This is a genomic window from Streptomyces broussonetiae (assembly GCF_009796285.1).
GTDB classification, from domain to species: domain Bacteria; phylum Actinomycetota; class Actinomycetes; order Streptomycetales; family Streptomycetaceae; genus Streptomyces; species Streptomyces broussonetiae.
Genome location: NZ_CP047020.1, coordinates 6,404,884 through 6,428,325 on the forward strand (window position 1 = coordinate 6,404,884; position 23,442 = coordinate 6,428,325).

The 23,442-nt window shown below is 70.8% G+C and carries 16 protein-coding genes; 7 read left to right on the forward strand and 9 right to left on the reverse strand.

From position 1 onward, the window contains the following. Positions 1–7: 7 nt before the first annotated feature. The 4 genes from GQF42_RS29675 to GQF42_RS29690 form a co-directional block, all read right to left on the reverse strand. On the reverse strand, positions 8–883 hold the full coding sequence (locus GQF42_RS29675) for a carbohydrate ABC transporter permease (RefSeq protein ID WP_158924910.1): 876 nt from the start codon (positions 881–883) through the stop codon (positions 8–10). Continuing rightward, positions 880–2,253, reverse strand: coding sequence for an extracellular solute-binding protein (locus GQF42_RS29680; protein WP_158924911.1), 1,374 nt, complete (start codon positions 2,251–2,253; stop codon positions 880–882). Before GQF42_RS29680 ends, GQF42_RS29675 begins: the two co-directional genes overlap by 4 nt. A 127-nt stretch (positions 2,254–2,380) precedes the next feature. Next, positions 2,381–3,079, reverse strand: coding sequence for a response regulator (locus GQF42_RS29685; RefSeq protein ID WP_158924912.1), 699 nt, complete (start codon positions 3,077–3,079; stop codon positions 2,381–2,383). Next, entirely contained in the window at positions 3,076–4,725 is a 1,650-nt protein-coding gene (locus GQF42_RS29690; protein WP_158924913.1) for a sensor histidine kinase, read from the reverse strand. The genes GQF42_RS29685 and GQF42_RS29690 overlap by 4 nt, the downstream gene beginning before the upstream one ends. Positions 4,726–4,846: 121 nt before the next feature. Here GQF42_RS29690 and GQF42_RS29695 point away from each other — a divergent pair, with 121 nt between their 5' ends. Further along, complete coding sequence (locus tag GQF42_RS29695) at positions 4,847–6,256, forward strand: cation:dicarboxylate symporter family transporter (protein WP_158930739.1); 1,410 nt, start codon at positions 4,847–4,849, stop codon at positions 6,254–6,256. Positions 6,257–6,328: 72 nt separating this feature from the next. Here GQF42_RS29695 and GQF42_RS29700 read toward each other — a convergent pair whose 3' ends face one another. After that, on the reverse strand, positions 6,329–6,952 hold the full coding sequence (locus GQF42_RS29700; protein ID WP_158924914.1) for a TetR/AcrR family transcriptional regulator: 624 nt from the start codon (positions 6,950–6,952) through the stop codon (positions 6,329–6,331). 153 nt (positions 6,953–7,105) lie between these two features. Between GQF42_RS29700 and GQF42_RS29705 the strand changes: the two genes are divergently transcribed. From GQF42_RS29705 to GQF42_RS29725, 5 genes are all read left to right on the forward strand, one after another. Continuing rightward, positions 7,106–8,779, forward strand: a complete 1,674-nt coding sequence (locus GQF42_RS29705; protein ID WP_158924916.1) for an MFS transporter — start codon at positions 7,106–7,108, stop codon at positions 8,777–8,779. A gap of 109 nt (positions 8,780–8,888) precedes the next feature. Further along, a complete protein-coding gene (locus tag GQF42_RS29710) occupies positions 8,889–9,707 on the forward strand; it encodes a DUF2127 domain-containing protein (RefSeq protein ID WP_158924918.1) in 819 nt (272 codons plus the stop codon). Between the two features lie 96 nt (positions 9,708–9,803). After that, positions 9,804–10,232 carry a MerR family transcriptional regulator gene (locus tag GQF42_RS29715; RefSeq protein WP_158924920.1) on the forward strand — a complete coding sequence of 143 codons (429 nt, stop codon included), beginning with the start codon at positions 9,804–9,806 and terminating at the stop codon, positions 10,230–10,232. After that, positions 10,229–10,561 (forward strand): thioredoxin, encoded by a 333-nt coding sequence (gene trxA, locus GQF42_RS29720; RefSeq protein ID WP_325100362.1) that lies wholly within the window; start codon positions 10,229–10,231, stop codon positions 10,559–10,561. Before GQF42_RS29715 ends, trxA begins: the two co-directional genes overlap by 4 nt. 169 nt (positions 10,562–10,730) lie before the next feature. Then, positions 10,731–13,007 carry a HelD family protein gene (locus GQF42_RS29725; protein WP_199273110.1) on the forward strand — a complete coding sequence of 759 codons (2,277 nt, stop codon included), beginning with the start codon at positions 10,731–10,733 and terminating at the stop codon, positions 13,005–13,007. On the opposite strand, the gene glgB is transcribed toward GQF42_RS29725, so the two are convergent. The 4 genes from glgB to GQF42_RS29745 form a co-directional block, all read right to left on the reverse strand. Beyond that, positions 12,982–15,186 (reverse strand): 1,4-alpha-glucan branching enzyme, encoded by a 2,205-nt coding sequence (glgB, locus tag GQF42_RS29730; protein ID WP_158924922.1) that lies wholly within the window; start codon positions 15,184–15,186, stop codon positions 12,982–12,984. The genes GQF42_RS29725 and glgB overlap by 26 nt on opposite strands. An 18-nt stretch (positions 15,187–15,204) precedes the next feature. Continuing rightward, on the reverse strand, positions 15,205–16,566 hold the full coding sequence (locus GQF42_RS29735; RefSeq protein ID WP_158924924.1) for a maltokinase N-terminal cap-like domain-containing protein: 1,362 nt from the start codon (positions 16,564–16,566) through the stop codon (positions 15,205–15,207). A gap of 104 nt (positions 16,567–16,670) precedes the next feature. Beyond that, complete coding sequence (gene treS, locus GQF42_RS29740; RefSeq protein WP_158924926.1) at positions 16,671–18,389, reverse strand: maltose alpha-D-glucosyltransferase; 1,719 nt, start codon at positions 18,387–18,389, stop codon at positions 16,671–16,673. After that, positions 18,386–20,491 carry an alpha-1,4-glucan--maltose-1-phosphate maltosyltransferase gene (locus GQF42_RS29745; protein WP_158924928.1) on the reverse strand — a complete coding sequence of 702 codons (2,106 nt, stop codon included), beginning with the start codon at positions 20,489–20,491 and terminating at the stop codon, positions 18,386–18,388. The genes treS and GQF42_RS29745 overlap by 4 nt, the downstream gene beginning before the upstream one ends. A 330-nt stretch (positions 20,492–20,821) precedes the next feature. Between GQF42_RS29745 and GQF42_RS29750 the strand changes: the two genes are divergently transcribed. Beyond that, positions 20,822–23,440, forward strand: a complete 2,619-nt coding sequence (locus tag GQF42_RS29750; protein ID WP_158924930.1) for a glycosyltransferase family 1 protein — start codon at positions 20,822–20,824, stop codon at positions 23,438–23,440. The last annotated feature ends 2 nt before the right edge of the window (positions 23,441–23,442 follow it).

Genomic DNA, 23,442 nt, shown 5'->3' on the forward strand with positions numbered 1-23,442 from the left:
CGCGGTGTCACACCTCCGTCCGCAGCAGGCGCAGATAGACGACGGAGAACAGGGATCCGACGAGCAGCAGGAGCAGGGCGACCGCGGTGCCGTACCCGATCATGCTGTTCTGGAAGGCCTGTTCGTACATGAACAGCGGCAGGGTCTGGCTCTTGTTCCCCGGGCCGCCCCGGGTCATCACCCAGATCAGCCCGAACACGGAGAGCGTCTGGAGCGTGTTGAGCATGAGGTTGGTGGCGATGGACCGGCGGATCATCGGCAGGGTGATGTGCCACATCCGCCGCCATCCGCCGGCCCCGTCGACCTCGGCGGCCTCCGTGATCTCGGCGGGTATCTCGTCGAGCGCGGCGGAGTAGACCAGCACGGAGAACGCCGTACCGCGCCAGACGTTGGCGAAGGACACGGCGAGGATGGGGAGGGTGAACAGCCAGTTCTGCCGGGGCAGATGAAGCCAGGCCAGGATGGCGTCGAGCGTCCCCTCCCGCCGGAAGAAGGCGTACAGCAGAAACCCGGCGACCACCTCGGGCAGCACCCAGGCGGTCACGACGACCCCGCCGGTGAGGGTCCGTACCGGTTTCGACGCCCGCTTCATCAGCGCGGCCAGCGCGAGCCCCAGGGTGTTCTGTCCGACGAGCGCGGACAGCACGGTGAACACCAGGGTCAGCCATACGGCGTTCAGGAACTCGCTGTCCCGAAAGGCCCGCCGGAAGTTGTCGAACCCGACGAACGAGGAGTGCGCCTGTCCCGTCAACTGCAGGTCGGTGAAGGCGATGTAGACGCAGTAGGCGATGGGCCCGGCCAGGAAGAGCAGGATGAGGACGACGGCGGGGGTGAGGGGGAACGCCCGGGCGAACCGGCGGGCCTGGCCGGGGGAGCGCCTCACTTCTGGACCACTTGGCCGCCGGTGACGTCCTTGAGCGTCGAGTCGTACGTACCGGCCGCCTGCTGTGCGGAGGCATCACCGGTGGTCACGCTCTCCATCGCCTCCTGGATGGCGGTCGACACCTTGGGATAGGCCGGATAGGCGGGCCGGTAGTGGGTGCTGGACACGAGATCGGTGAAGAACCTGATGCCGGGCTGGGCGGTGGCGTACGACGGGTCGGCGGCGACGTCCTTGCGCAGCGCGATACCGGAGTTGGCGATGTACCACTTCTTGGCGTTGGCCTCCGTCTGCATCGTCTTGATGAAGTCGAAGGCGAGGTCGGAGTGGGCGGCCTTGGCCGGGACGGCCCATGTCCACCCGCCGGACATGCTCACCTTGCCGGGCGCCTGCCCGTGCTCGGTCGGCATGTACGCGAGGCCGAGCTGTTTGGACCAGTCGGGCCAGTCACGGCCGCTGCCCGGCAGCCAGTTCTGCGGCAGCCACGAGCCGTCGAGATCAATGCCGAGCTTGCCCTGGGGGAGCAACTCGCCCACGACGGTGGTGGTGTAGTTGGGATCGAGGGCATCGGAGACGTCGGGCCCGAGCTTCTCCTTGTAGACGCTCTCGACGAACTTCAACGAGTCCGTGAACCCCTGGCTCCCCGCGATCCACTTCTTGCTGCCGCCGTCGTACAGGGGATCGGACTTTCCGTCGCCGGTGCCGTAGAGCAGCATCTCCATGCCCTGCATGGTGGCCCGCTCACCGGCCGGTTTGCCGGTGTAGACGTTGAGCGGGACGACGCCGGGGACCTTCTGCTTGATGGTGCGGGCGGCGGCGAGGATGTCGTCCCAGGTCCTGGGCTGCCAGTTCACCGGCAGTCCGGCCTTTCGGAACACCCGCTTGTCGAACCACAGCCCACGGGTGTCGGTCCCGTCCGGCACGCCGTAGGTCTTCCCGTCCTCACCGCGCGCCGACGCCTTGGCGGTGTCGATGAACTGCTTCCAGTCCGGCCACTGGGAGAGGTAGGAGTCGAGGGGCTTCAAATACCCGCTGGTGATGTCGGAGTTGATGAGGAAGGTGTCCTCGTAGACCAGGTCCGGTGCGGTCCTCGGCGAGCGCATCATCTGCTGGACCTTGGTGTAGTACTCGGAGTCGGGTGCCTTGATCGGCACGAACTCGACCTTCTTCCCCGGGTACTTCTTCTCGAACTCCTTCTTGATCCCGGCGAGATAGGTGTCCATCACCTTGATGGAGTTGTCGGTCGACTGCTTGTAGGACACCTTGAGCGTGTTCGGGCTGCTTCCGGATCCGCTGCCGCACGCGCTGAGCGCGGTGGCGGCGAGAGCGGCGGTGAGGAGGGCGGAGAGGGCGGCGGTGGGGCGCACGGGCATGACCTCCTGAGCACACGTGGGGGTGGCGCGGAGATGACTGCCGTGTGAAGGTAAGAGGAGTGGTCTAGTCAGGTCAATGCGTGTGCGCGGGATTGGGTTCGGCCGTTGCCCGGCCACCGCCGTGGCCTCAGCGTCCCGGCGCCGCCGCCTGCACCCACCGGTACACCAGCTCCGGCCGTCCCACCTGCCCGTACACCGGCTTGCGTGCGGCCCTGCCCGCCTCCACCAGGTGTTCCAGATACCGCCGGGCGGTGATCCGCGAGATGCCCACCGCCTCGGCGACCCCCGCCGCCGTGAGCCCCTCCTCCGCCTCCCGCAGAGCTGTCGTCACCCGCTCCAGCGTCGGCGCGCTCAACCCCTTGGGCAGGGCCGCCGGCGTCGGTGCGCGCAGGGTCGCCAGGGCGCGGTCGACCTCGTCCTGGCCGCTCGCCTCGCCGGCCGCCGCGTGGAACTCGGCGTAGCGGACCAGGCGGTCGCGGAGGGTGGCGAAGGTGAAGGGCTTGAGGACGTACTGGACGACGCCGAGGGAGACGCCCTCGCGGACCACCGCCAGGTCCCGGGCCGACGTCACGGCTATCACGTCCGCGTGATGGCCGGCCGCGCGCAGGGAGCGGGCGAACTGGAGGCCGTGCACGTCCGGGAGGTGCAGGTCCAGCAGAAGGAGGTCCACCGGCACCCGGTCCAGCACGCGCCGTGCCTCCGCACCCGTGTGGGCCTTGCCGACCGCGACGAACCCCGGCACCCGGCCGACGTACATCACATGCGCGTCGGCGGCCACCGGGTCGTCCTCGACCACCAGCACCCTGATCGCCGGTGCATCCGTCATACCGCGTCGCCTCCCGGCACCGGGGAAGCCGCGCGCGTCGGCAACCGCACCTCGAACACCGCTCCGCCCTCGCCGTCCGCGCCGTTCCTGCCGGATTCCGTCACCGTCAACGTGCCCTCGTGGCGGGCCACCGCCTGCCGGACCAGGGCCAGCCCGAGCCCCCGCCCGCCGGGGCCGGCCGGCTTGGTGGTGAACCCCCGCTGGAATACCAGGTCGGCATGGGCGGGGTCGACACCGGGGCCGGTGTCGTGCACCCGCAGGACCACCTCGTCGTCAGCGGCGTACGCCGTCACCGTCACCCGCGCCCCGGCGCTGCCCTGCGCCGCGTCCACCGCGTTGTCGATCAGGTTGCCCAGGATGGTGACGAGGTCCCGCGAGGACAGCTCCTCGGGCAGCAGGCCGTCGTCCAGGCGGCTGTCCGCGGACACCACCAGCTCCACGCCCCGCTCGTTCGCCTGGGCCGTCTTGCCGAGCAGCAGGGCCGCGAGCACCGGTTCGCGGACGGCCGCCACCACCTGGTCGGTCAGGGCCTGGGCCAGCTCCAGCTCCGCCGTGGCGAACGCCACCGCCTCCTCGGCGCGGCCCAGTTCGATCAGCGACACCACGGTGTGCAGGCGGTTGGCCGCCTCGTGCGCCTGCGAGCGCAGTGCCTGGGTGAAACCGCGCTCGGAGTCCAACTCGCCCGTCAGGGCCAGGAGTTCGGTGACGTCGCGCAGGGTGGCCACGCTGCCGCGGCGCTCTCCGCCCGACACCGGGGAGGTGTTCACCACCAGCACCCGCGTCGCCGTCAGGTGCACTTCGTCCACCCTCGGCTCGGAGGACAGCAGCGCCCCGGTCAGTGGGCCCGGCAGGCCCAGGTCCGCCACCGAGCGGCCGACCACGTCCTCCTCAGCGCCCACCCCCAGCAGCTCCCGCCCGCCGTCGTTGATCAGCGCCACCCGGTACTGCCCGTCCAGCATCAGCAGGCCCTCGCGGACCGCGTGCAGCGCCGCCTGGTGGTAGTCGTGCATCCGGCTCAGCTCGGCGGCGTTCATGCCGTGGGTGTGGCGGCGCAGCCGGGCGTTGATGACGTACGTGCCGACCGCGCCCAGCAAGAGTGTGCCGCCCGCGACACCGAGCAGGGCCGTGACCTGGCCCCGGACCCGGGCACTGATCTCCTCCACCTTGATGCCGGCACTGACCAGGCCGACGACGCGGCCGTTGTCCTCGACCGGAGTCACCGCGCGCACGGAGGGCCCGAGCGTGCCGGTGTAGGTCTCGGTGAAGGTGTGACCGTGCACGGCGGGGCCGATACGACCGAGGAAACGTCTGCCTATCTGTTTCGGGTCCGGGTGGGTCCAGCGGATGCCGTCCGTGTTCATGATCGTCACGAAGTCGACGTCCGCGTCCCGGGTGACCTGCAGCGCGTACGGCTGCAGCACGGCCGAGGGATCGGAGGTGTGGATCGCCGCGCGCACCGAGGGGGCGTCCGCGATCGACCGGGCCACGGCCGTGACCTGGCGGACCGCCGCGTCCTCGGCCTGCTGCCGGTCGCTGACGTAGGTGAACAGCGCGTACCCGGCCACGACCAGCGCGATCAGCACGGCCTGCACGGCGAACAGCTGGCCCGCCAGGCTGCGTGGTCGGGGGAGGGAGGGGACGCGCATGTCAGCAGTGTGCCTCGTCGGTTAAGTGTGAACTAAATGAACGGAAGGGTGACCGCCCTCACAGGCCAGGAGATAGTCACGGCAACCCCCACAACCCCCGGACGTGAGCCGCACGCCGGTGATGCCGACGAAGACGTCAAGGAGGGCAGCCGTGGCCGCCAGCACCCCTGATACGGCACCAGCCGTACCCCGCGTGAAGCGGGACCGGACCCACTACCTGTACATCGCCGTCATCGCGGCGGTCGCGCTCGGCATCGCCGTGGGGCTCATCTGGCCCGATGTCGCGGTCGAGCTGAAGCCGCTCGGCACCGGCTTCGTGAACCTGATCAAGATGATGATCTCGCCGATCATCTTCTGCACGATCGTGCTCGGCATCGGGTCGGTGCGCAAGGCCGCCAAGGTCGGTGCCGTCGGCGGTATCGCCCTCGGCTACTTCCTCGTGATGTCGCTGGTCGCGCTCGCCATCGGCCTCGTCGTCGGCAATGTGCTGCACCCGGGCGACGGGCTGCATCTGACCGACGCGCTCAAGCAGACCGGACACGCCCAGGTGGACAGCAAGGCGCTGGGCCCCGTCGACTTCGTGCTGTCGGTCATCCCGGCCACGTTCGTCTCCGCCTTCACCCAGGGCGAGGTCCTGCAGACGCTGCTGGTGGCCCTGCTCGCCGGGTTCGCGCTGCAGGCCATGGGCCCGGTCGGGCAGCCGGTGCTGCGCGGCATCGAGCACCTGCAGCGGCTCGTCTTCCGCATCCTGGCGATGGTCATGTGGGCCGCGCCGATCGGCGCGTTCGGCGCGATCGCGGCCGTGACCGGCTCGGCGGGCGTCAACGCGCTCAAGAGCCTCGCCGTGCTGATGCTCGGCTTCTACATCACCTGTGTCCTGTTCGTCTTCGTGGTGCTCGGCGCAGTCCTGCGTATCGTCGCCGGGGTGAACGTCTTCTCGCTGTGCAGGTACCTGGCGCGCGAGTTCCTGCTGATCCTGTCCACCTCCTCCTCGGAGTCCGCGCTGCCGCGGCTCATCGCGAAGATGGAGCACCTGGGGGTCAGCAAGCCGGTCGTCGGCATCACGGTGCCGACCGGGTACTCCTTCAACCTCGACGGCACCATGATCTACATGACCATGGCGTCGCTGTACATCGCGGACGCCCTCGGCACCCCGATGTCGATCGGCGAGCAGATCCCGCTGCTGCTGTTCCTGCTGCTGGCGTCCAAGGGCGCGGCGGGCGTCAGCGGCGCCGGTCTGGCCACCCTGGCCGGCGGCCTGCAGTCGCACAAGCCCGCGCTGGTGGACGGTGTCGGCCTGATCGTCGGCATCGACCGCTTCATGAGTGAGGCCCGCGCGCTGACCAACTTCGCGGGCAACGCGGTGGCGACGGTGCTGGTGGGCACGTGGACCAAGGAGATCGACAAGGACCGGGTGCAGCGGGTGCTCGCCGGGGAGCTGCCGTTCGACGAGTCCACCCTGATGGATGAGGGGCACGGCACGGTTGCCGAGGTTCCCGAGCCCGGGGACAGGGAGCTGGCCAAGGCCTGATCCGCCCGCAGTCTCCGGATGTCCGGCCCTGCCTGAACCGGGGCCGGGCATCCGGCTTCGTGCGCGACGCCGCTACGGCCGCGTACTCACCTCGGCCACCAGCGCGGTGGCCGCGGCGGCGGGCATGCCCGCCGCGGTCAGGACCGTGGCCGCGGCGGAGCGGCCCGCCTCCTGCGCGCTCAGGAGGCCGTCGTTCACCGCCTCCATCACCGCGAACATCATCTGCTCGTGCACGTACGCGAGCGCCGGCGCCGGCAGCGGTGAGCTGAACACGCCCTCGTCCAGGCCTCGTCGGAGGATGCGGATCTTGTTCTCGCGCAGGGGTGCGAGGCGTTCGCGGATGCCCTGCACGGTGACCGTGCGCTGGGCCAGTGCGATCAGCAGCCGGTAACGGTCGGCGGTCTCCCAGATCGCGAGCACCGAGCGTGCCACCGCCTCGGCCGGGTCGCTCACCCCCTCGCGCACCGTCGCGTCCGCCTGCGCCAGGGCCCCCACCGCCTCGTCGACCAGTGTGCTGATCAGCGTCTCGCGGCTGGGGAAGTGGCCGTACACCGTCCGTCGTACGACTCCCGCGGCGCGTGCGATCTGGTCCATGGAGGCGTCGGGATCGCGCAGCAGTTCCGCGAGGGCGACGTCGAGGATGCGGCGCCGGTTGGCGTCGGCGCGGCTGGTGTTACCCGTGGTCATGGCGGTCATTCTGCCTTCCCTCCGCCTCCCCCGATCGACTTGCACAGGGTTGTGCAATCGGCGTACATTGCACATGGTTGTGCAATTGCACGGTGCTGTGCAAGTCCTGAGTGTGCAACCCCCGGAGTTCCCGTCGCGCATTTGAGGAAGGCGACCCCTGCCATGCGACTCGTCATGACCGAACCGGTCGAGAAGATGGAGCGCCCCTACGCCCGGCGCTGGTGGGCGCTGCTGGTGCTCTGCCTGAGCCTGCTGATCATCGTGATGGCGAACACCGCCCTCACGGTCGCCGCGCCCGACATGACCAAGGACCTCGGCCTCTCCAGTGCCGACCTGCAGTGGGTGATCGACGGCTACACCGTGCCCTACGCCGCGCTGATGTTGCTGCTGGGCGCGATCGGCGACAAGTACAGCCGGCGCGGGGCGCTCGTCCTAGGTCTCCTCGTCTTCGGGGGCGGCGCCGTCTTCGGCTACCTCGCCGACAGCTCCTCGACCGTCATCGCCGCCCGCGCCGTGATGGGTCTCGGCGCGGCACTGATCATGCCCGCCACGCTCTCCCTGCTCGCCGCGACCTTCCCGCGCGAGGAGCGGGCCAAGGCGATCGTCCTGTGGACGGCGACGGCCGGCCTCGCCATCGCCGCCGGACCCGTGGTCGCCGGCGCCCTGCTGCGCGACCACGGCTGGTCCTCCACCTTCCTGATCAACGTGCCCGTCGCGGCCGTCGCGATCGTCGGCGCCCTCGTGCTCATCCCGCCGTCCAGGGCGGGCCACCACGACCGCATCGACTACGTCGGCGGGCTGCTGTCGGTCATCTGGACCGGCTCGCTCGTCTACATGATCATCGAGGGCCCGCACTTCGGCTGGCACGCGAAGGCGATCACGGCCGCGGTCGTCGCCGGTGTCGGCCTCGTCGCCTTCATCGCCTGGGAACTGCGCCACCCCCGCCCGATCCTGGACGTGCGCCGCTTCACCAACCGCCGCTTCGCCGGTTCCAACCTGGCCGTCGCCCTGTTCTTCCTGGCCGTCTTCGGCGCCTTCTACTACCTCACCCAGCACCTGCAGTTCGTCCTCGGCTACGACGCCCTGCAGACCGGCGTACGGATGCTGCCGCTGGCCGGCGCGGTCTTCGTCGGCTCGGCCCTGACCGGATGGCTCACCCCGCGGGTCGGGATGAAGTGGACCGTCGGCGCGGGCATGGTCGGCGGCACGACCGCCCTCGCCCTGCTCACCCGGGTCGACGCGGGCTCGACGTACACCGACTTCCTCGCCCCCCTGATCATCCTGGGCCTCGCCATCGGCCTCGCCCTCTCGCCCTGCACCGACGCCATCATGGGCGCCTTCCCCGAATCCGAACTGGGCGTCGGCGGCGCCGTCAACGACACCTCGCTGGAACTGGGCGGCTCGCTCGGCATCGCCATCCTCGGCTCGCTGCTCGCGACGTCGTACAGCAACCACCTGCGCGACGCCACCGCCGGCAGCAAGCTCCCGGCGAGCGCCCTGGACACGGCACAGGACTCGGTGGGCGCCGGCTACGCGGTCGCCCAGGGCATCAGCGACAAGGCGCACGCGCTGGCCGCGCAGGCGGCAAAGGCGTCGGACCCGCAGCAGGCGGCGCAGCTCAAGCAGCAGGCCGCCGAACTCGCCGCCGGTGCCCGCCAGATGGCCCACGCGGTCGGCTCCTCCTTCTCCGACGCCGTCGCGCACACCAGCCTGGTCGGCGCGGCGATCCTCGGCATCGGCACCGTCCTGGTGGCCGTCCTGCTGCCCCGCCGTGAAGCCCCCGCACCGGAGGTGAAGACGCAGGAGAAGGAACTGGCGGACAGCGCGGCCGGCTGAGCATTTTTCTGCCCCGTCCACTAACGTGCCGCTCCGGATCACTCGGAACGGCACGTTCGTGCGTGGCGTCCGTACCTGTAAGTCAGTACGTGTATGGAGGCACGGGGGAATGAAGATCGACTGGAACCGGCGGACCTGCGCGCGCAAGGGGCATGTGACCTATGCGCCCGACGATCCCCGGCTGCGCCTGCGGCTGCATGCCGAGACCGCGGTCGGGGAGGTGTGGCGCTGTCTGCGCTGCGGTGACTTCGTGCTCGGTGAACCGCACGGCGCGGGGCCGGCCGTCGAGGCCCCGCTGGTGCCGCGCGGCAAGGTCCTGCGTGACCTGTTCATCCTGCGCTTCCTGGCGATCGAGCGGCTGGTGCGCGGGGTGTTCATCGTCCTCGTCGCCGTGGCGGTGTGGAAGTTCAGCAACAGCCAGGACGCGGTGCGACGGCTGTTCAACGAATACCTGGACGTCTTCCGTCCGGTGTTCCGCCACTTCCACTACGACCTCGACCACTCACCCGTCGTCGGCTCCATACAGAAGGTCTTCGGGTACAAGCATTCCACCCTGCTCCTGGTCGCCGCTCTGCTGCTCGCCTACGCCCTGATCGAGCTGGTCGAGGCGGTCGGACTCTGGTACGCCAAGCGCTGGGCGGAATACCTGACGGTGGTGGCGACGGCCGCGTTTCTCCCGCTGGAGATCTACGAACTCACCGAAAAGGTCAGCTATCTGAAGATCGCCACTCTCGCCCTCAACATCCTGGCGGTCCTCTACATCGCCGTGGCCAAGCGCCTGTTCGGTCTGCGCGGTGGCCGCAGGGCCTTCGAGGAGGAGCGGCAGAGCGCTTCCCTGATGGAGGTCGAGGAGTCGGCGGGGGTCACGGTCCAGGCCGGCGGCGTCCTGAAGGGGGGTGGCGAGATGGGCGAGATCCAGTCGTGGTGACGTGAGAGACCCGGACGACGCACGCGGACATCGGAACCGTGCTCCCGGCCCGCCTCGCTTGCCTTGACGCCGACGTCAACACCTACGGTCGTAGGCATGCGAATCGGCGAGCTGGCCGCACGGGCCGGGACCACGACCCGCACCCTGCGCTACTACGAGACCCGCGGGCTGCTGCCGGCCCGGCGTGACGGCAACGGACACCGCACGTACGACGAGGCCGACCTGCGGCTGCTGGAGCAGATCCGGACGCTGCAGGACTTCGGGTTCGGCCTGGAGGAGACGCGGCCCTTCGTGGAGTGCCTGCGTGCCGGGCATCCGGAGGGCGACTCCTGCCCGGCCTCGCTCGCGGTCTACCGGCGCAAGCTGGACGAGCTGGACGCGCTCGTCGGGCAGCTGTCGGCGGTGCGGGAGACGGTCGCGGGGCAGCTGGCGCGGGCCGAGCAGGCGCGTGCGGCGCTGGCCGCCGAGGCGCTGGTTCCGGGGGGTCCGGAGCCCGTGTGCGAACTGGGAGGGCTTGCGCGATGAGCGTGGTGAGCGGACTGGCAGAGGTGACGGACGCCGACTTCGCGGCGGAGGTGAAGGACTCGGAGCTGCCGGTGCTGGTGCAGTTCACGGCCGACTGGTGCGGGCCGTGCCGGCAGCTGGCGCCGGTGCTGAAGGGCATCGCCCTCGAGGAGGGCGACCGGCTGAAGATCGTTCAGCTCGACGTGGACCGCAATCCGCAGACGACCATCGCCTACGGGGTGCTGGCGACGCCGACCCTGATGGTCTTCCGGGACGGCGAACCGGTGCGCTCGATGGTGGGGGCCAGGCCCAAGCGGCGGCTGCTGCAGGAGCTGGCCGACGTGCTGTAAAGCGGAACCGCCCAGCAAAAATCCCCCGAGCAATTGCGCTCGGGGGATTTCTGTGCGTATATTCAGTGGTTCGCAACTTGAATTCGATTCGAGTTGCGGAGAAGTTCACTGAGCAGAGTATATCCGGGCGGGAGCGGAATTGTCAAACAGCGAATTTCCAGACGATGAATTGCGCCGCGAGCAGGAATTCATCGACGGACTGTACGCGCGCGTGGACGCGCTGCGCGGTGAGACCGAGTCCTCGGTGTCGGACGCGCTCGCCCAGGGCGACAAGCCCATGCAGGCCCGGCTGGAGCGGGACATCCTGGTCGCCGAGCGTTCGGGGCTGCTCGCCGCGCTGAACGCCGTCGACGGCTCGCTCTGCTTCGGCCGGATCGACTTCTCCCCCACCACCGGCTCCGCTCGAGCGGGGGGACCCCCATCGGCCACCACCCACCACATCGGCCGGATCGGTCTGCGCGAGGACGACGCCGAGCACACCCCGGTCCTCATCGACTGGCGGGCCGACGTCGCGCGTCCCTTCTACCTGGCCACCGGGTACACCCCGATGGGCCTGCGCCGCCGCCGGCACATCAGCACCGAGGGCCGGACCGTGACCTCGCTGCACGACGAGATCCTCGACCTCGGCGACGCGACCCGCACCGGTTACGAGGACCACAACGGGGACGCGGTGCTGCTGGCCGCGCTGAACTCGGCGCGCACCGGCCGGATGAGCGACATCGTGCAGACCATCCAGGCCGAGCAGGACGAGATCATCCGGGCGCCGCACCGCGGGGTGCTGGTGGTCGAGGGCGGCCCGGGTACCGGGAAGACGGCGGTCGCGCTGCACCGCGCCGCCTATCTCCTCTACGAGTACCGCGAGCTGCTGGCCCGCCGGGCCGTGCTGATCGTCGGCCCCAACCCGGCCTTCCTCGGCTACATCGGCGAGGTGCTGCCCTCGCTCGGCGAGACCGGCGTCCTGCTCGCCACGGTCGGCGAGCTGTTCCCCGGGGTGAAGGCGACCGCGGCCGACACCCCCGAGGCGGCGGCCGTGAAGGGCCGCGCCGACATGGCCGACGCGCTCGCCGCCGTCGTCCGCGACCGGCAGGCCCTGCCCGACCCGGTGATCGCGATCGAGCACGACCGCGAGGTGCTGATGCTCGACGACGGTCTGGTCGGCGTCGCCCGCGAGCGCACCCGCGCCGCCAAGCTGCCGCACAACGCGGCCCGTGAGTACTTCGAGGGCCACGTCCTCAACACCCTCACCGAGCTGTACGCCGAGCGCGTGGGCACCGACCCCTACGACGGCAGCAGCCTGCTCGACGCCTCCGACATCACCCAGATCCGCGACGAACTCGCCGAGAACCCCGAAGTCTGGTCCGCCATCGACCAGTTGTGGCCCCGGATCACCCCGCAGCGGCTGGTCGCCGACTTCCTGGCGGAGCCGCAGGGGTATGTGAGCGACCAGGACGCGGCCGCCATCCGCCGCCCGGTGACCCGCGCCTGGACGGTGGCCGACGTCCCCCTGCTGGACGAGGCGGCCGAACTCCTCGGCGAGGACGACCGCTCGGCACGGGCCCGGGCCGAGCGCGAGCGCGAGAACCAGGTCGCCTATGCGCAGGGCGTGCTGGACGTGTCGTACGCCTCCCGGACGTACGAGTTCGAGGACAAGGAGGACAGTGACCCGGACGGGTCCGAAGTCCTCTCGGCCCACGACATCATCGACGCCGAACGGTTCGCCGAGCGGCACGAGGAGGCGGACCACCGCAGCGCCGCCGAGCGGGCCGCGGCCGACCGCACCTGGGCGTTCGGGCACATCATCGTGGACGAGGCGCAGGAGCTGTCGCCGATGGCCTGGCGGCTGCTGATGCGGCGCAGCCCGACCCGCTCGATGACCCTGGTCGGCGACCCGGCCCAGACGGCGGAGGCGGCCGGTGTCGGCTCCTGGGCGGACATCCTCGCGCCGTACGTCGAGGACCGCTGGGAGCACACCCGGCTCGGCGTCAACTACCGCACCCCGGCCGAGATCATGGAGCTGGCCGCGGCCGTCGTCCGTGCCGAGAACCCGCGGTTCGAGCCGCCCAGTTCGGTCCGCTCGACGGGTGTACGGCCATGGGTGCGCCAGGCCGAGGGCGAGCTGCCCGAGGCCGTGGTCAAGGCGGTCGCCGAACTCACCCCCGCCGAAGGCCGGCTGGCGGTGATCGCCCCGCGCGAGCTGCACCGGGCCCTGGCCGCCCGCCTGGACGGCGTCACGGCCGGCGCCGAACCCGACCTGACCCGGACGGTCGTCCTGCTCGACCCCCGGCAGTCCAAGGGCCTGGAGTTCGACTCGGTGCTGGTGGTGGAGCCGGCCCGGTACGGCACCAGCGACCTGTACGTGGCCCTGACCCGGGCCACACAGCGGCTCGGGGTGCTGTACACCGGTGACCTGCCCGAGGCGCTCAGGCCGGCCGCAGCCACACCGTAGCCAGCGGCGGCAGCGTCAGCCTGATGCTCGCAGGGCGGCCGTGTGCCCCCTGCGGCTCCGGCTTGAGCGCGTCCGGGTGGGTGACGCCGCTGCCGCCGTAGCGCACGGCGTCGGTGTTGAGCACCTCCAGCCAGGCCGGTACGTCCTCGGGGACACCGAGGCGGTAGTCGTGGCGGACCATCGGGGAGAAGTGGCAGACGGCGAGCAGCGGGTCGCCGTCCGCGTCCAGGCGCAGGAACGCGAAGACGTTGTCGTCGGCCGCGTCCCCGGTGATCCACTGGAAGCCCGCCGGGTCGGTGTCCCGCTGCCACAGCGCCGGGGTCGCGCGGTAGAGCGCGTTCAGGTCCCGGACCAGGTCCCGTACGCCCCGGTGGTCGGCCTCGGCGCCGTACGCCGGGTCGAGCAGCCACCAGTCGGGTCCGTGCGCCTCGGACCACTCGGCGCCCTGTGCGAACTCCTGCCCCATGAACAACAGCTGTTTGCCCGGATGGGCCCACATGAAGCCGAGGTAGGCGCGGTGGTCGGCGCGCTGCTGCCACCAGTCGCCGGGCATCTTCGACACCAGGGACCGTTTGCCGTGCACGACCTCGTCGTGCGAGATCGGCAGGACGTAGTTCTCGCTGTAGGCGTACACCATCGAGAAGGTCATCTCGTGGTGGTGGTACTTGCGGTGCACCGGTTCCTTCTGCACGTACTCCAGTGAGTCGTGCATCCAGCCCATGTTCCACTTGAGCCCGAAGCCGAGCCCGCCGAAGCCGCTCGGGCCCCTGTGGTGGGTGGGGCGGGTGACGCCGTCCCAGGCGGTGGACTCCTCGGCGATGGTGACGACCCCCGGGCAGCGCCGGTAGACGGTGGCGTTCATCTCCTGCAGGAAGGCCACCGCGTCCAGGTTCTCCCGGCCGCCGTGCTCGTTCGGCGTCCACCGGCCCGGCTCGCGCGAGTAGTCCAGATAGAGCATCGAGGCCACGGCGTCCACGCGCAGCCCGTCGATGTGGAACTCCTCGCACCAGTACACGGCGTTCGCCACCAGGAAGTTGCGCACCTCGCGGCGGCCGAAGTCGAACTCCAGCGTCCCCCAGTCCGGGTGGGCGGCCCGCAGCGGGTCGTGGTGCTCGTACAGCGGACGCCCGTCGAACGCGGCCAGCGCCCAGTCGTCGCGCGGGAAGTGGGCCGGGACCCAGTCCATCAGCACCCCGATGCCGGCCTGATGCAGCCGGTCCACCAGGTACTTGAAGTCGTCCGGGGTGCCGAGCCGGGCCGTGGGGGCGTAGAAACCGGTCACCTGGTAGCCCCAGGAGCCGCCGAACGGGTGCTCGGCGACCGGCATCAGCTCCACATGCGTGAAGCCCGTCTCCTTCACATAGGCGGTGAGCTGGTCCGCCAGCTGACGATACGTCAGGCCCGGTCGCCAGGAGGGGAGATGGACCTCGTAGACGGACAGGGGTGCCTCGTGCACCGGGGTGTCGCCGCGGTGCGCCAGCCACTGGGCGTCGCCCCACTCGTGGTGCGAGGCGGTCACGAGGGACGCCGTGGCGGGCGGGACCTCCGTACGGCGGGCCAGCGGATCGGCGCGCAGGGTGCGCGAGCCGTCCGGGCGGGTGATCTCGAACTTGTACGGCTCGCCCTCACCGACACCCGGAACGAACAGCTCCCACACCCCGGACGAGCCCAGCGAGCGCATCGCGGACCCGGTGCCGTCCCAGTGGTTGAAGCCGCCCGCGAGACGTACACCGCGCGCGTTGGGCGCCCACACCGCGAACCGGGTGCCGGGCACGCCCTGGTGGACGGTGACATGCGCGCCGAGCGCCTGCCACAGCTGCTCGTGCCGGCCCTCGCCGATCAGATGCAGATCCAGCTCGCCCAGCGTGGGCAGGAAGCGGTAGGGGTCCTCGGTGTCCAGGACCGCCTCCTCGTAGGCCACGAGCAGCCGGTGCACGGGAACCTCGGTGAGCGGGAGCAGGCCGGTGAAGAAGCCGTCCCCGTCGTCGTGCAGCTCGGCCCGCAGCTCACCGACGACGACCGTGACGGAGCGCGCGTACGGCCTCAGCGCCCGGAAGGCGACGCCTCCGGGCACGGGATGGGCGCCCAGGACCGCGTGCGGGTCGTGATGGGTGCCGTGCAGGAGCCGCTCGCGGTCGGCGGCGCCCGGGGCGGCGGATGGGATCGGCTTGTTCGTCACGGACGAGCCTCCTGGTCTTCACGCGGCGAGACGGCGGATGGCCGAGAGCGGTACGGGGAGCCAGTCGGGGCGGTGCCGGGCCTCGTACACGACCTCGTAGACGGCCTTGTCGGTCTCGTAGGCCCGTAGCAGCACCGGATCGGCGCGCGGGTCGCGACCGGCCACCTGCGCGTACCCGGAGCAGTAGGCGGCCCGGCAGCCGCTCGCCCACTGCGGGGCCGGCGGCGCGACCGAGTGGGCCGCGTAGTCGAACGAGCGCAGCATCCCCGCGATGTCCCGCACCGGCGACTGCGGCAACCGCCGTTCGGCGAGCGGCCGGACCGGCTCGCCCTCGAAGTCGATCAGCGACCACTGCCCGGACGCCGAGCGCAGGCACTGCCCGAGGTGCAGATCGCCGTGGATCCGCTGGGCCGTCCAGGTACGGCCCCCGACGGCGAGCCGGTCCAGATCCCGGTAGGCCTGCCGCAGACCGCCGGCGTACGGCCGCAGCGCCGGCACCGCCTGGACGGCCGCCGCCAGCCGCTCGGTCATGCCGCCGGCCAGCGCCTCGAGCTGGGCGTGCCCGAGCGTGACCGTCGGCAGGGCGCGGGCGAGCGCGGTGTGCACCTCGGCGGTGGCCCGGCCCAGCTCCCGCGCCTCGGCGGCGAAGTCCTCGCCCTTGGCCAGCTCACGCAGTGCCAGCTCCCAGCCGTCGGCGGCGCCGCGGACGAAGGGCTGGAGCACGGCGAGGACATACGGCTCCCGGTCGATCTCGGCACGCGCCCAGGCCGTCGGAGCGGGCACCCGAGGGGAGCCCTCGCGGGCCAGGGCGAGCGGTATCTCCAGGTCGGGGTTGACGCCGGGCACCACCCGGCGCAACAACTTCAGGATGAACGTATCTCCGTAGACCACCGACGAGTTGGACTGCTCGGCGGTCAGCGGCCGGGCCACGAGACCCGTGCGGATCTCCTGGCGCGCGTCCCGCTCGAAACGCAGCCCGCCGATGCGGGCCTGGGTGCGCAGGGCCTCCAGGAGCACTTCGGCGGGCCGGGGGTCGTACAGGGCCTCGTACACCGTGCGTCCGGCGAGCGGCCCCTGGTCCAGGTGTCCGATCAGCGCGGGCGCCAGCCGGGGCGGCAGCGCCTCGCGCACGCCTATGAGGAGCTGGTAGCAGTCGCCGGGGCCCGGCGTGATCGGCTGGTGCACGCGCAGCAGCAGGTGGTACAGGCCCAGCCGGCCGTCGGGCGGGAGCAGTTCGGTGACGGCCACGGGCGTGAAGCCGGTGACCGGGCGCCCCTTGCCCGCGAACCAGCGCTGCCTGGGCAGCCACGCGCGCAGCAAGGGGTCGAGGGAGTCCAGGAGCGAGGGGGCGGTGCCGAAGGGGGTGACCGTTTCCGCCATGGGCGTCACGTCCTTTCCCCGGGTCGTCGGGGGTGTTTCTTTTGCGTGCCCCGGGTGGGACGGCGGAAACGCGCCACCGCCCCACCTGGCTGGAACGTTGCGGTCTAGACGGCGTCCCGGCGCAAGCGGAACCAGTAGAAGCCGTGGCCCGCGAGGGTGAGCAGGTACGGCAGCGCGCCGATCGCCGGGAAGCGGACCCCGCCGAACAGCTCGACCGGGTGCCGCCCGCCGAACCGGCTCAGGTCCAGCTCGGTGGGCTGGGCGAAGCGGGAGAAGTTGTGGACGCACAGCACGAGGTCGTCACCTCCGTCCTCCGACATGGGGGCCTCGCGCAGGAAGGCCAGCACCGCCGGGTTGGAGGACTGCAACTCGGTGAACGAGCCGAGGCCGAAAGCAGGGTTCTGCTTGCGGATCTCGATCATGCGGCGGGTCCAGTGCAGCAGCGACGACGGCGAGGACATCGCGGCTTCCACGTTGGTGACCTGGTAACCGTAGACGGGATCCATGATCGTCGGCAGGAAGAGCCGTCCGGGATCGCTGGACGAGAAGCCGGCGTTGCGGTCGGGGGTCCACTGCATGGGGGTGCGCACGGCGTCGCGGTCGCCGAGCCAGATGTTGTCGCCCATGCCGATCTCGTCGCCGTAGTAGAGGATCGGCGAGCCGGGCAGGGAGAGCAGCAGGGCGGTGAACAGCTCGATCTGGTTGCGGTCGTTGTCCAGGAGCGGGGCGAGGCGCCGGCGGATGCCGATGTTGGCGCGCATGCGTGGGTCCTTCGCGTACTCGGCCCACATGTAGTCGCGTTCCTCGTCGGTGACCATCTCCAGGGTCAGCTCGTCGTGGTTGCGCAGGAAGATGCCCCACTGGCAGTTGGAGGGGATCGCCGGGGTCTTGGCGAGGATCTCCGAGACGGGGTAGCGGGACTCGCGGCGCACGGCCATGAAGATGCGGGGCATGACGGGGAAGTGGAAGGCCATGTGGCACTCGTCGCCGCCGGCGGCGTAGTCACCGAAGTAGTCGACCACGTCCTCCGGCCACTGGTTGGCCTCCGCCAGCAGCACGGTGTCCGGGTACTGGGCGTCGATCTCCTTGCGCACCCGCTTGAGGAACTCGTGGGTCGCGGGCAGGTTCTCGCAGTTGGTGCCCTCCCGCTGGTACAGGTACGGCACGGCGTCCAGCCGGAACCCGTCGATGCCGAGATCCAGCCAGAACTTGAGCGCGGAGATCATCTCCTCCTGCACCGCCGGGTTCTCGTAGTTGAGGTCCGGCTGGTGCGAGAAGAAGCGGTGCCAGTAGTACTGCTTGCGTACGGGGTCGTACGTCCAGTTGGATGCCTCGGTGTCGACGAAGATGATCCGGGCGTCCTGGAACTGCTTGTCGTCGTCGGCCCAGACGTAGTAGTCCCCGTACGGACCGTCCGGGTCGCGCCTGGACTCCTGGAACCATGGGTGCTGGTCGCTGGTGTGGTTCATGACGAAGTCGATGATCACGCGCATGCCGCGCTGGTGGGCGGCGTCGACGAACTCCACGAAGTCGGCGAGGTCACCGAACTCGGGGAGTACGGAGGTGTAGTCGGACACGTCGTAACCGCCGTCCCTGAGGGGGGACTTGAAGAACGGCGGCAGCCACAGGCAGTCCACGCCGAGCCACTGCAGATAGTCCAGCTTGGCGGTCAGGCCCTTGAGGTCGCCGACGCCGTCGCCGTTGCTGTCCTGGAAGGAGCGGACCAGGACCTCGTAGAAGACCGCGCGTTTGAACCACTCCGGGTCCCGGTCCTTGACGGGAGTGTCCTCAAACGTGTCCGGAACGGGCTCATTGACGATCATGTGGTGGGTGACCCTCCGATCTGCGGGGTGGACGGTCGCAGGACGTTGAAGACGTGCGCGGGCCTGTGGCCCGGCTCGAGGCGCACATAGTTGGTCCTGCCCCAGTAGTAGGTCTCACCGGTGAGCTCGTCGCGCACCGGCGCGGACTCGTGCCAGTCCAGGCCGAGTTGCGGCATGTCCAACGAGACCGTGGCCTCCTGGGTGTGATGCGGGTCGAGATTGACGACCACGATGACCGTGTCCGGTCCCGTGCTCTTGCTGTAGGCGAGCACGGCGTCGTTGTCGGCGTGGTGGAAGTGCAGGTTGCGCAGGCGCTGGAGTGCGGGGTGGCGGCGGCGGATGGTGTTGAGGCGGGTGATCAGGGGCGTGATGCTGCGGCCCGCGCGTTCGGCGGCCGCCCAGTCCCGGGCCCTGAGCTGGTACTTCTCGGAGTCGAGGTATTCCTCGCCGCCCTCGCGCAGCGGGGTGTTCTCGCACAGTTCGTAGCCGCTGTAGATGCCCCAGGTGGGGGAGAGGGTGGCGGCGAGCACGGCACGCACCTCGAAGGCGGGACGTCCGCCGTGCTGGAGGTAGGCGTGCAGGATGTCGGGGGTGTTGGCGAACAGGTTCGGCCGCATGTACGCCGCCGCCTCACCCGTCAACTCGCCCATGTACTCGGTCAGTTCCTGCTTGGTGTTACGCCAGGTGAAGTAGGTGTACGACTGCTGGAAGCCGATCTGGGCCAGGGTGTGCAGCATCGCCGGGCGGGTGAACGCCTCCGCCAGGAAGATCACGTCCGGGTCCCGGTCGTTGATCTCGGCGATGACCCGCTCCCAGAACACGACCGGCTTGGTGTGCGGGTTGTCGACCCGGAAGATCCGCACCCCGTACCCCATCCAGTGCCGCAGGATCCTGACCGTCTCCGCGACGAGCCCGTCCATGTCCGCGTCGAACGCGAGCGGGTAGATGTCCTGGTACTTCTTCGGCGGGTTCTCCGCGTGGGCGATCGTGCCGTCGGGCCGGTGGTGGAACCACTGCGGGTACTTCTCCACCCAGGGATGGTCCGGAGAGCACTGCAGGGCGAGGTCCAGGGCGACCTCCAGACCCAACTCCCCTGCGCGGGCCACGAAATGACCGAAGTCCTCGAGGGTGCCGAGCGCGGGATGGACCGCGTCGTGCCCGCCCTCGGGCGAGCCGATCGCCCACGGCACGCCCACGTCGTCCGGGGTGGCGGTGAGGGTGTTGTTCGGGCCCTTGCGGAAGGTCGTCCCGATGGGGTGGACGGGCGGGAGGTAGACCACGTCGAAGCCCATGTCCGCGATCGGCTTCAGCCGCCGCTCGGCCGTACGCAGCGTGCCGTGCGGCTGCCCGGCGGTGCCCTCCGAACGCGGGAAGAACTCGTACCAGGAGCCGTACAGCGCCCGCTCCCGCTCCACCAGCAACGGCATCGCCTCGGACGCGGTCACCAACTCCCGCAGCGGATGACGCTCCAGCACCCTGCGCACCTCCGGCGCCAGTGCCGCCGCAAGGCGCCAGGCGGCCGGGCGGTTCTCGTCGCGCAGGAGCGCCACCGCGTCCCGCACGAGCGGCCGGTGCGCCCTGGGGACCCCGGCCGCCGCGCGCTCGTACAGCCGGGCGCCCTCCTCCAGGACCAGCTCGGTGTCGAGGCCGGCCGGGATCTTGATCCGCGCCTGGTGCCACCAGGTGGCCAGCGGATCGGACCAGGCTTCCACGGTGTACGTCCAGCGGCCGGGCTCGCCGGCGGTGACCGTGGCGCCCCAGCGGTCGGTGCCCGGGGCGAGTTCCCGCATCGGTGTCCAGGGCCCTGGCCGGCCCGCCGGGTCGTGCAGCACCACGTTCGCCGCGACGGCGTCGTGGCCCTCCCGGAAGACGGTGGCCGACACCTCGAACGACTCACCGGTCACCGCCTTGGCCGGCCGGCGCCCGTGCTGGACCACGGGGCGGACGTCGAGGACGGGGATCCGGCCGAGGGCGGGGGCCGGTTGTGGTGGCGACTGCTTCCCGGCGGCGGGTTTTACCGGCTTTTTGGCCGTCGCCTTCTTTCCGGCCGCCGGGGTCCTGCTGTTGGTCGGGGGTCCTGACGAGTGCTGCGTGGCGGGCATGACCGCTCCTGTCCGCGTCAACGTGGGTGTGGGCGGAGGGATGTGGGGAGGTGGGTCCTGCGGCGTGCTGTGGTGCGCCTGTGGGGTGTGTACCGGAGGAGCCTTCCCACCGTGTTCGGGTGGGCAATCCGGCACTTTGTTAACTACTCGCGCGTATGTCCACCCGTCGGACCGGCCTCCTTCTCCCGGCTACCCCACGACCGCTTCCGCACGCCCCGACACCCCGCCCGGCACGTCCCCACCGACCCCCCGGTAACCACTACCGTCGACAGTGACGACGAGACGTACGGCGCCGTACGTCTCTCCCCGCGACGCGTCCGAGGTGGAAGTGTGAAGGCGATCCGTCGGTTCACCGTCCGTCCCGTTCTCCCCGAACCCCTCCGGCCGCTGAGCGACCTGGCGCGCAATCTGCGCTGGTCCTGGCATGCGGAAACACGCGACCTGTTCCGGTCCGTCGACCCCGAGGCCTGGGCCGCCGCCCAGGGCGATCCGGTGCGGCTGCTGGGCCGGGTGCGGCCGGTGCGGCTGGCCGAGCTGGCGGGCGACCGGCGGTTCCTGCGCCGGCTGACCGCCGCGGCCGACGACCTCGACGACTACCTGACCGGAGAGCGCTGGTACCAGTCCCAGGCGGACGGGCTGCCCGCCGCGGTCGCCTACTTCTCCCCGGAGTTCGGCATCACGGCCGCCCTGCCCCAGTACTCCGGCGGTCTCGGCATCCTCGCCGGCGACCATCTCAAGGCGGCCAGCGACCTGGGTGTACCCCTGATCGGAGTCGGCCTCCTCTACCGGCACGGCTACTTCCGCCAGACCCTGTCCCGCGACGGCTGGCAGCAGGAGCACTACCCGGTGCTCGACCCCAACGAGCTGCCCCTCACCCAGCTCAAGGAGCCCGACGGCACCCCGGCGCGGCTCTCGCTCGCGCTGCCCGGCGGCCGGGCGCTGCGGGCCAGGATCTGGCTGGCCCAGGTCGGCCGGGTGCCGCTGCTGCTGCTCGACTCGGACGTGGAGGAGAACGACCTCGGCGAACGCGGGGTGACCGACCGGCTCTACGGCGGCGGCGGTGAACACCGGCTGCTGCAGGAGATGCTGCTCGGGATAGGGGGTGTGCGGGCGGTGCGGACGTACTGCCGGCTCACCGATCACCCGGAGCCGGAGGTGTTCCACACCAACGAGGGGCACGCGGGCTTCCTCGGCCTGGAGCGGATCGCCGAACTGTGCGAGCAGGGGCTCGATTTCGACGCGGCGCTGGAGGCCGTACGCGGCGGCACGGTCTTCACCACCCATACTCCCGTTCCGGCCGGCATCGACCGCTTCGACCGGGAACTGGTCGCCCGGCACTTCGGGTCCGACGCCGAACTCCCGGGCATCGAGGTGCACCGGATCCTGGCGCTGGGCATGGAGACGTACCCGGGCGGCGAGCCGAACCTGTTCAACATGGCCGTGATGGGGCTCCGGCTGGCCCAGCGGGCCAACGGGGTGTCGCTGCTGCACGGGCAGGTCAGCCGGGAGATGTTCGCCGGGCTGTGGCCGGGATTCGACGCCGAGGAGGTGCCGATCACCTCCGTGACCAACGGGGTGCACGCGCCGACCTGGGTGGCCCCCGAGGTGCTGCGGCTCGGGGCCCGGGAGGTCGGCGCCCAGCGGGCCGAGGACGCGCTGACCGTCGGCGGCCCCGAGCGCTGGGACCCGGTCGCGCACATCCCGGACCAGGAGATCTGGGAGCTGCGCCGCACCCTGCGTGAACAGCTGGTGCTGGAGGTGCGGGAGCGGCTGCGTGCGTCGTGGCGTCAACGCGGCGCCGGGGACGCCGAGTTGGGGTGGGTCGAGCACGTGCTCGATCCGGACGTGCTGACGATCGGCTTCGCCCGCCGGGTCCCGTCGTACAAGCGCCTGACGCTGATGCTGCGCGACCGTGACCGCCTGATGGAACTGCTGCTCCACCCGGACCGCCCGGTGCAGCTCGTGGTCGCCGGCAAGGCCCATCCCGCCGACGACAGCGGCAAGCGCCTCGTCCAGGAGCTGGTCCGCTTCGCCGACGACCCGCGCGTGCGCCACCGCATCGTGTTCCTGCCCGACTACGGCATGGCGATGGCGCAGAAGCTCTACCCCGGCTGTGACATCTGGCTGAACAACCCGCTGCGCCCGCTGGAGGCCTGCGGTACGAGCGGGATGAAGGCGGCGCTGAACGGCTGTCTCAATCTCTCCGTCCTGGACGGCTGGTGGGACGAGTGGTTCCAGCCGGACTTCGGCTGGGCGATCCCGACGGCGGACGGGGCGGGCACCGACGCCGACCGGCGCGACGACATCGAGGCGGCGGCCCTGTACGACCTGCTGGAGCAGCGGGTGACCCCCCGCTTCTACGAGCGCGGACGCGCCGGCCTGCCCGACCGCTGGATCCAGATGGTCCGCCAGACCCTCACCCTGCTCGGCCCGAAGGTGCTGGCCGGGCGCATGGTCCGGGAGTACGTCGAGCGCCTCTACGCCCCGGCCGCCCAGTCCCACCGTGCGCTGGTCCCGGACAGCGCGCGGGAACTGGCGGGGTGGAAGGCACGGGTACGGGCGGCCTGGCCCGGGGTGAGCGTCGACCACGTCGAGACGACGGCGACGACGGCCACGGCGGAGCTGGGCGCGACCGTGGGCCTGCGCGTCCAGGTGGCACTGGGCATCCTCACCCCGGACGACGTGGAGGTCCAGGCGGTCTCCGGCCGGGTGGACGCGGAGGACCACATCACGGACGCGACGGTCGTCCCGCTGAAGCCGACGGGCACCCCCGACCTGGAGGGCCGCCTCCTCTACGAGGGCCCCCTCTCCCTCGACCGCACGGGCCCCTACGGCTACACGGTCCGCGTCCTGCCCGCCCACCGCTTGCTGGCATCGAGCGCGGAACTGGGACTGCTGGCTGTGCCGTCGGGGGAGGGGGTGAAGGGAGCGGGTGTTCTGTTGCGGTAGGG

Excerpts from the sequence above, each read along its gene's own strand:
- GQF42_RS29735 (WP_158924924.1), bottom strand. The coding sequence starts at position 16,566 with ATGGCGGAAACGGTCACCCCCTTCGGCACCGCCCCCTCGCTCCTGGAC.
- GQF42_RS29690 (WP_158924913.1), bottom strand. The coding sequence starts at position 4,725 with ATGCGCGTCCCCTCCCTCCCCCGACCACGCAGCCTGGCGGGCCAGCTG.
- GQF42_RS29685 (WP_158924912.1), bottom strand. The coding sequence starts at position 3,079 with ATGACGGATGCACCGGCGATCAGGGTGCTGGTGGTCGAGGACGACCCG.
- treS (WP_158924926.1), bottom strand. The coding sequence starts at position 18,389 with ATGATCGTCAATGAGCCCGTTCCGGACACGTTTGAGGACACTCCCGTC.
- GQF42_RS29700 (WP_158924914.1), bottom strand. The coding sequence starts at position 6,952 with ATGACCGCCATGACCACGGGTAACACCAGCCGCGCCGACGCCAACCGG.
- GQF42_RS29745 (WP_158924928.1), bottom strand. The coding sequence starts at position 20,491 with ATGCCCGCCACGCAGCACTCGTCAGGACCCCCGACCAACAGCAGGACC.
- GQF42_RS29705 (WP_158924916.1), top strand. The coding sequence starts at position 7,106 with ATGCGACTCGTCATGACCGAACCGGTCGAGAAGATGGAGCGCCCCTAC.
- GQF42_RS29715 (WP_158924920.1), top strand. The coding sequence starts at position 9,804 with ATGCGAATCGGCGAGCTGGCCGCACGGGCCGGGACCACGACCCGCACC.
- GQF42_RS29695 (WP_158930739.1), top strand. The coding sequence starts at position 4,847 with ATGCCGACGAAGACGTCAAGGAGGGCAGCCGTGGCCGCCAGCACCCCT.
- GQF42_RS29710 (WP_158924918.1), top strand. The coding sequence starts at position 8,889 with ATGAAGATCGACTGGAACCGGCGGACCTGCGCGCGCAAGGGGCATGTG.
- GQF42_RS29680 (WP_158924911.1), bottom strand. The coding sequence starts at position 2,253 with ATGCCCGTGCGCCCCACCGCCGCCCTCTCCGCCCTCCTCACCGCCGCT.
- trxA (WP_325100362.1), top strand. The coding sequence starts at position 10,229 with ATGAGCGTGGTGAGCGGACTGGCAGAGGTGACGGACGCCGACTTCGCG.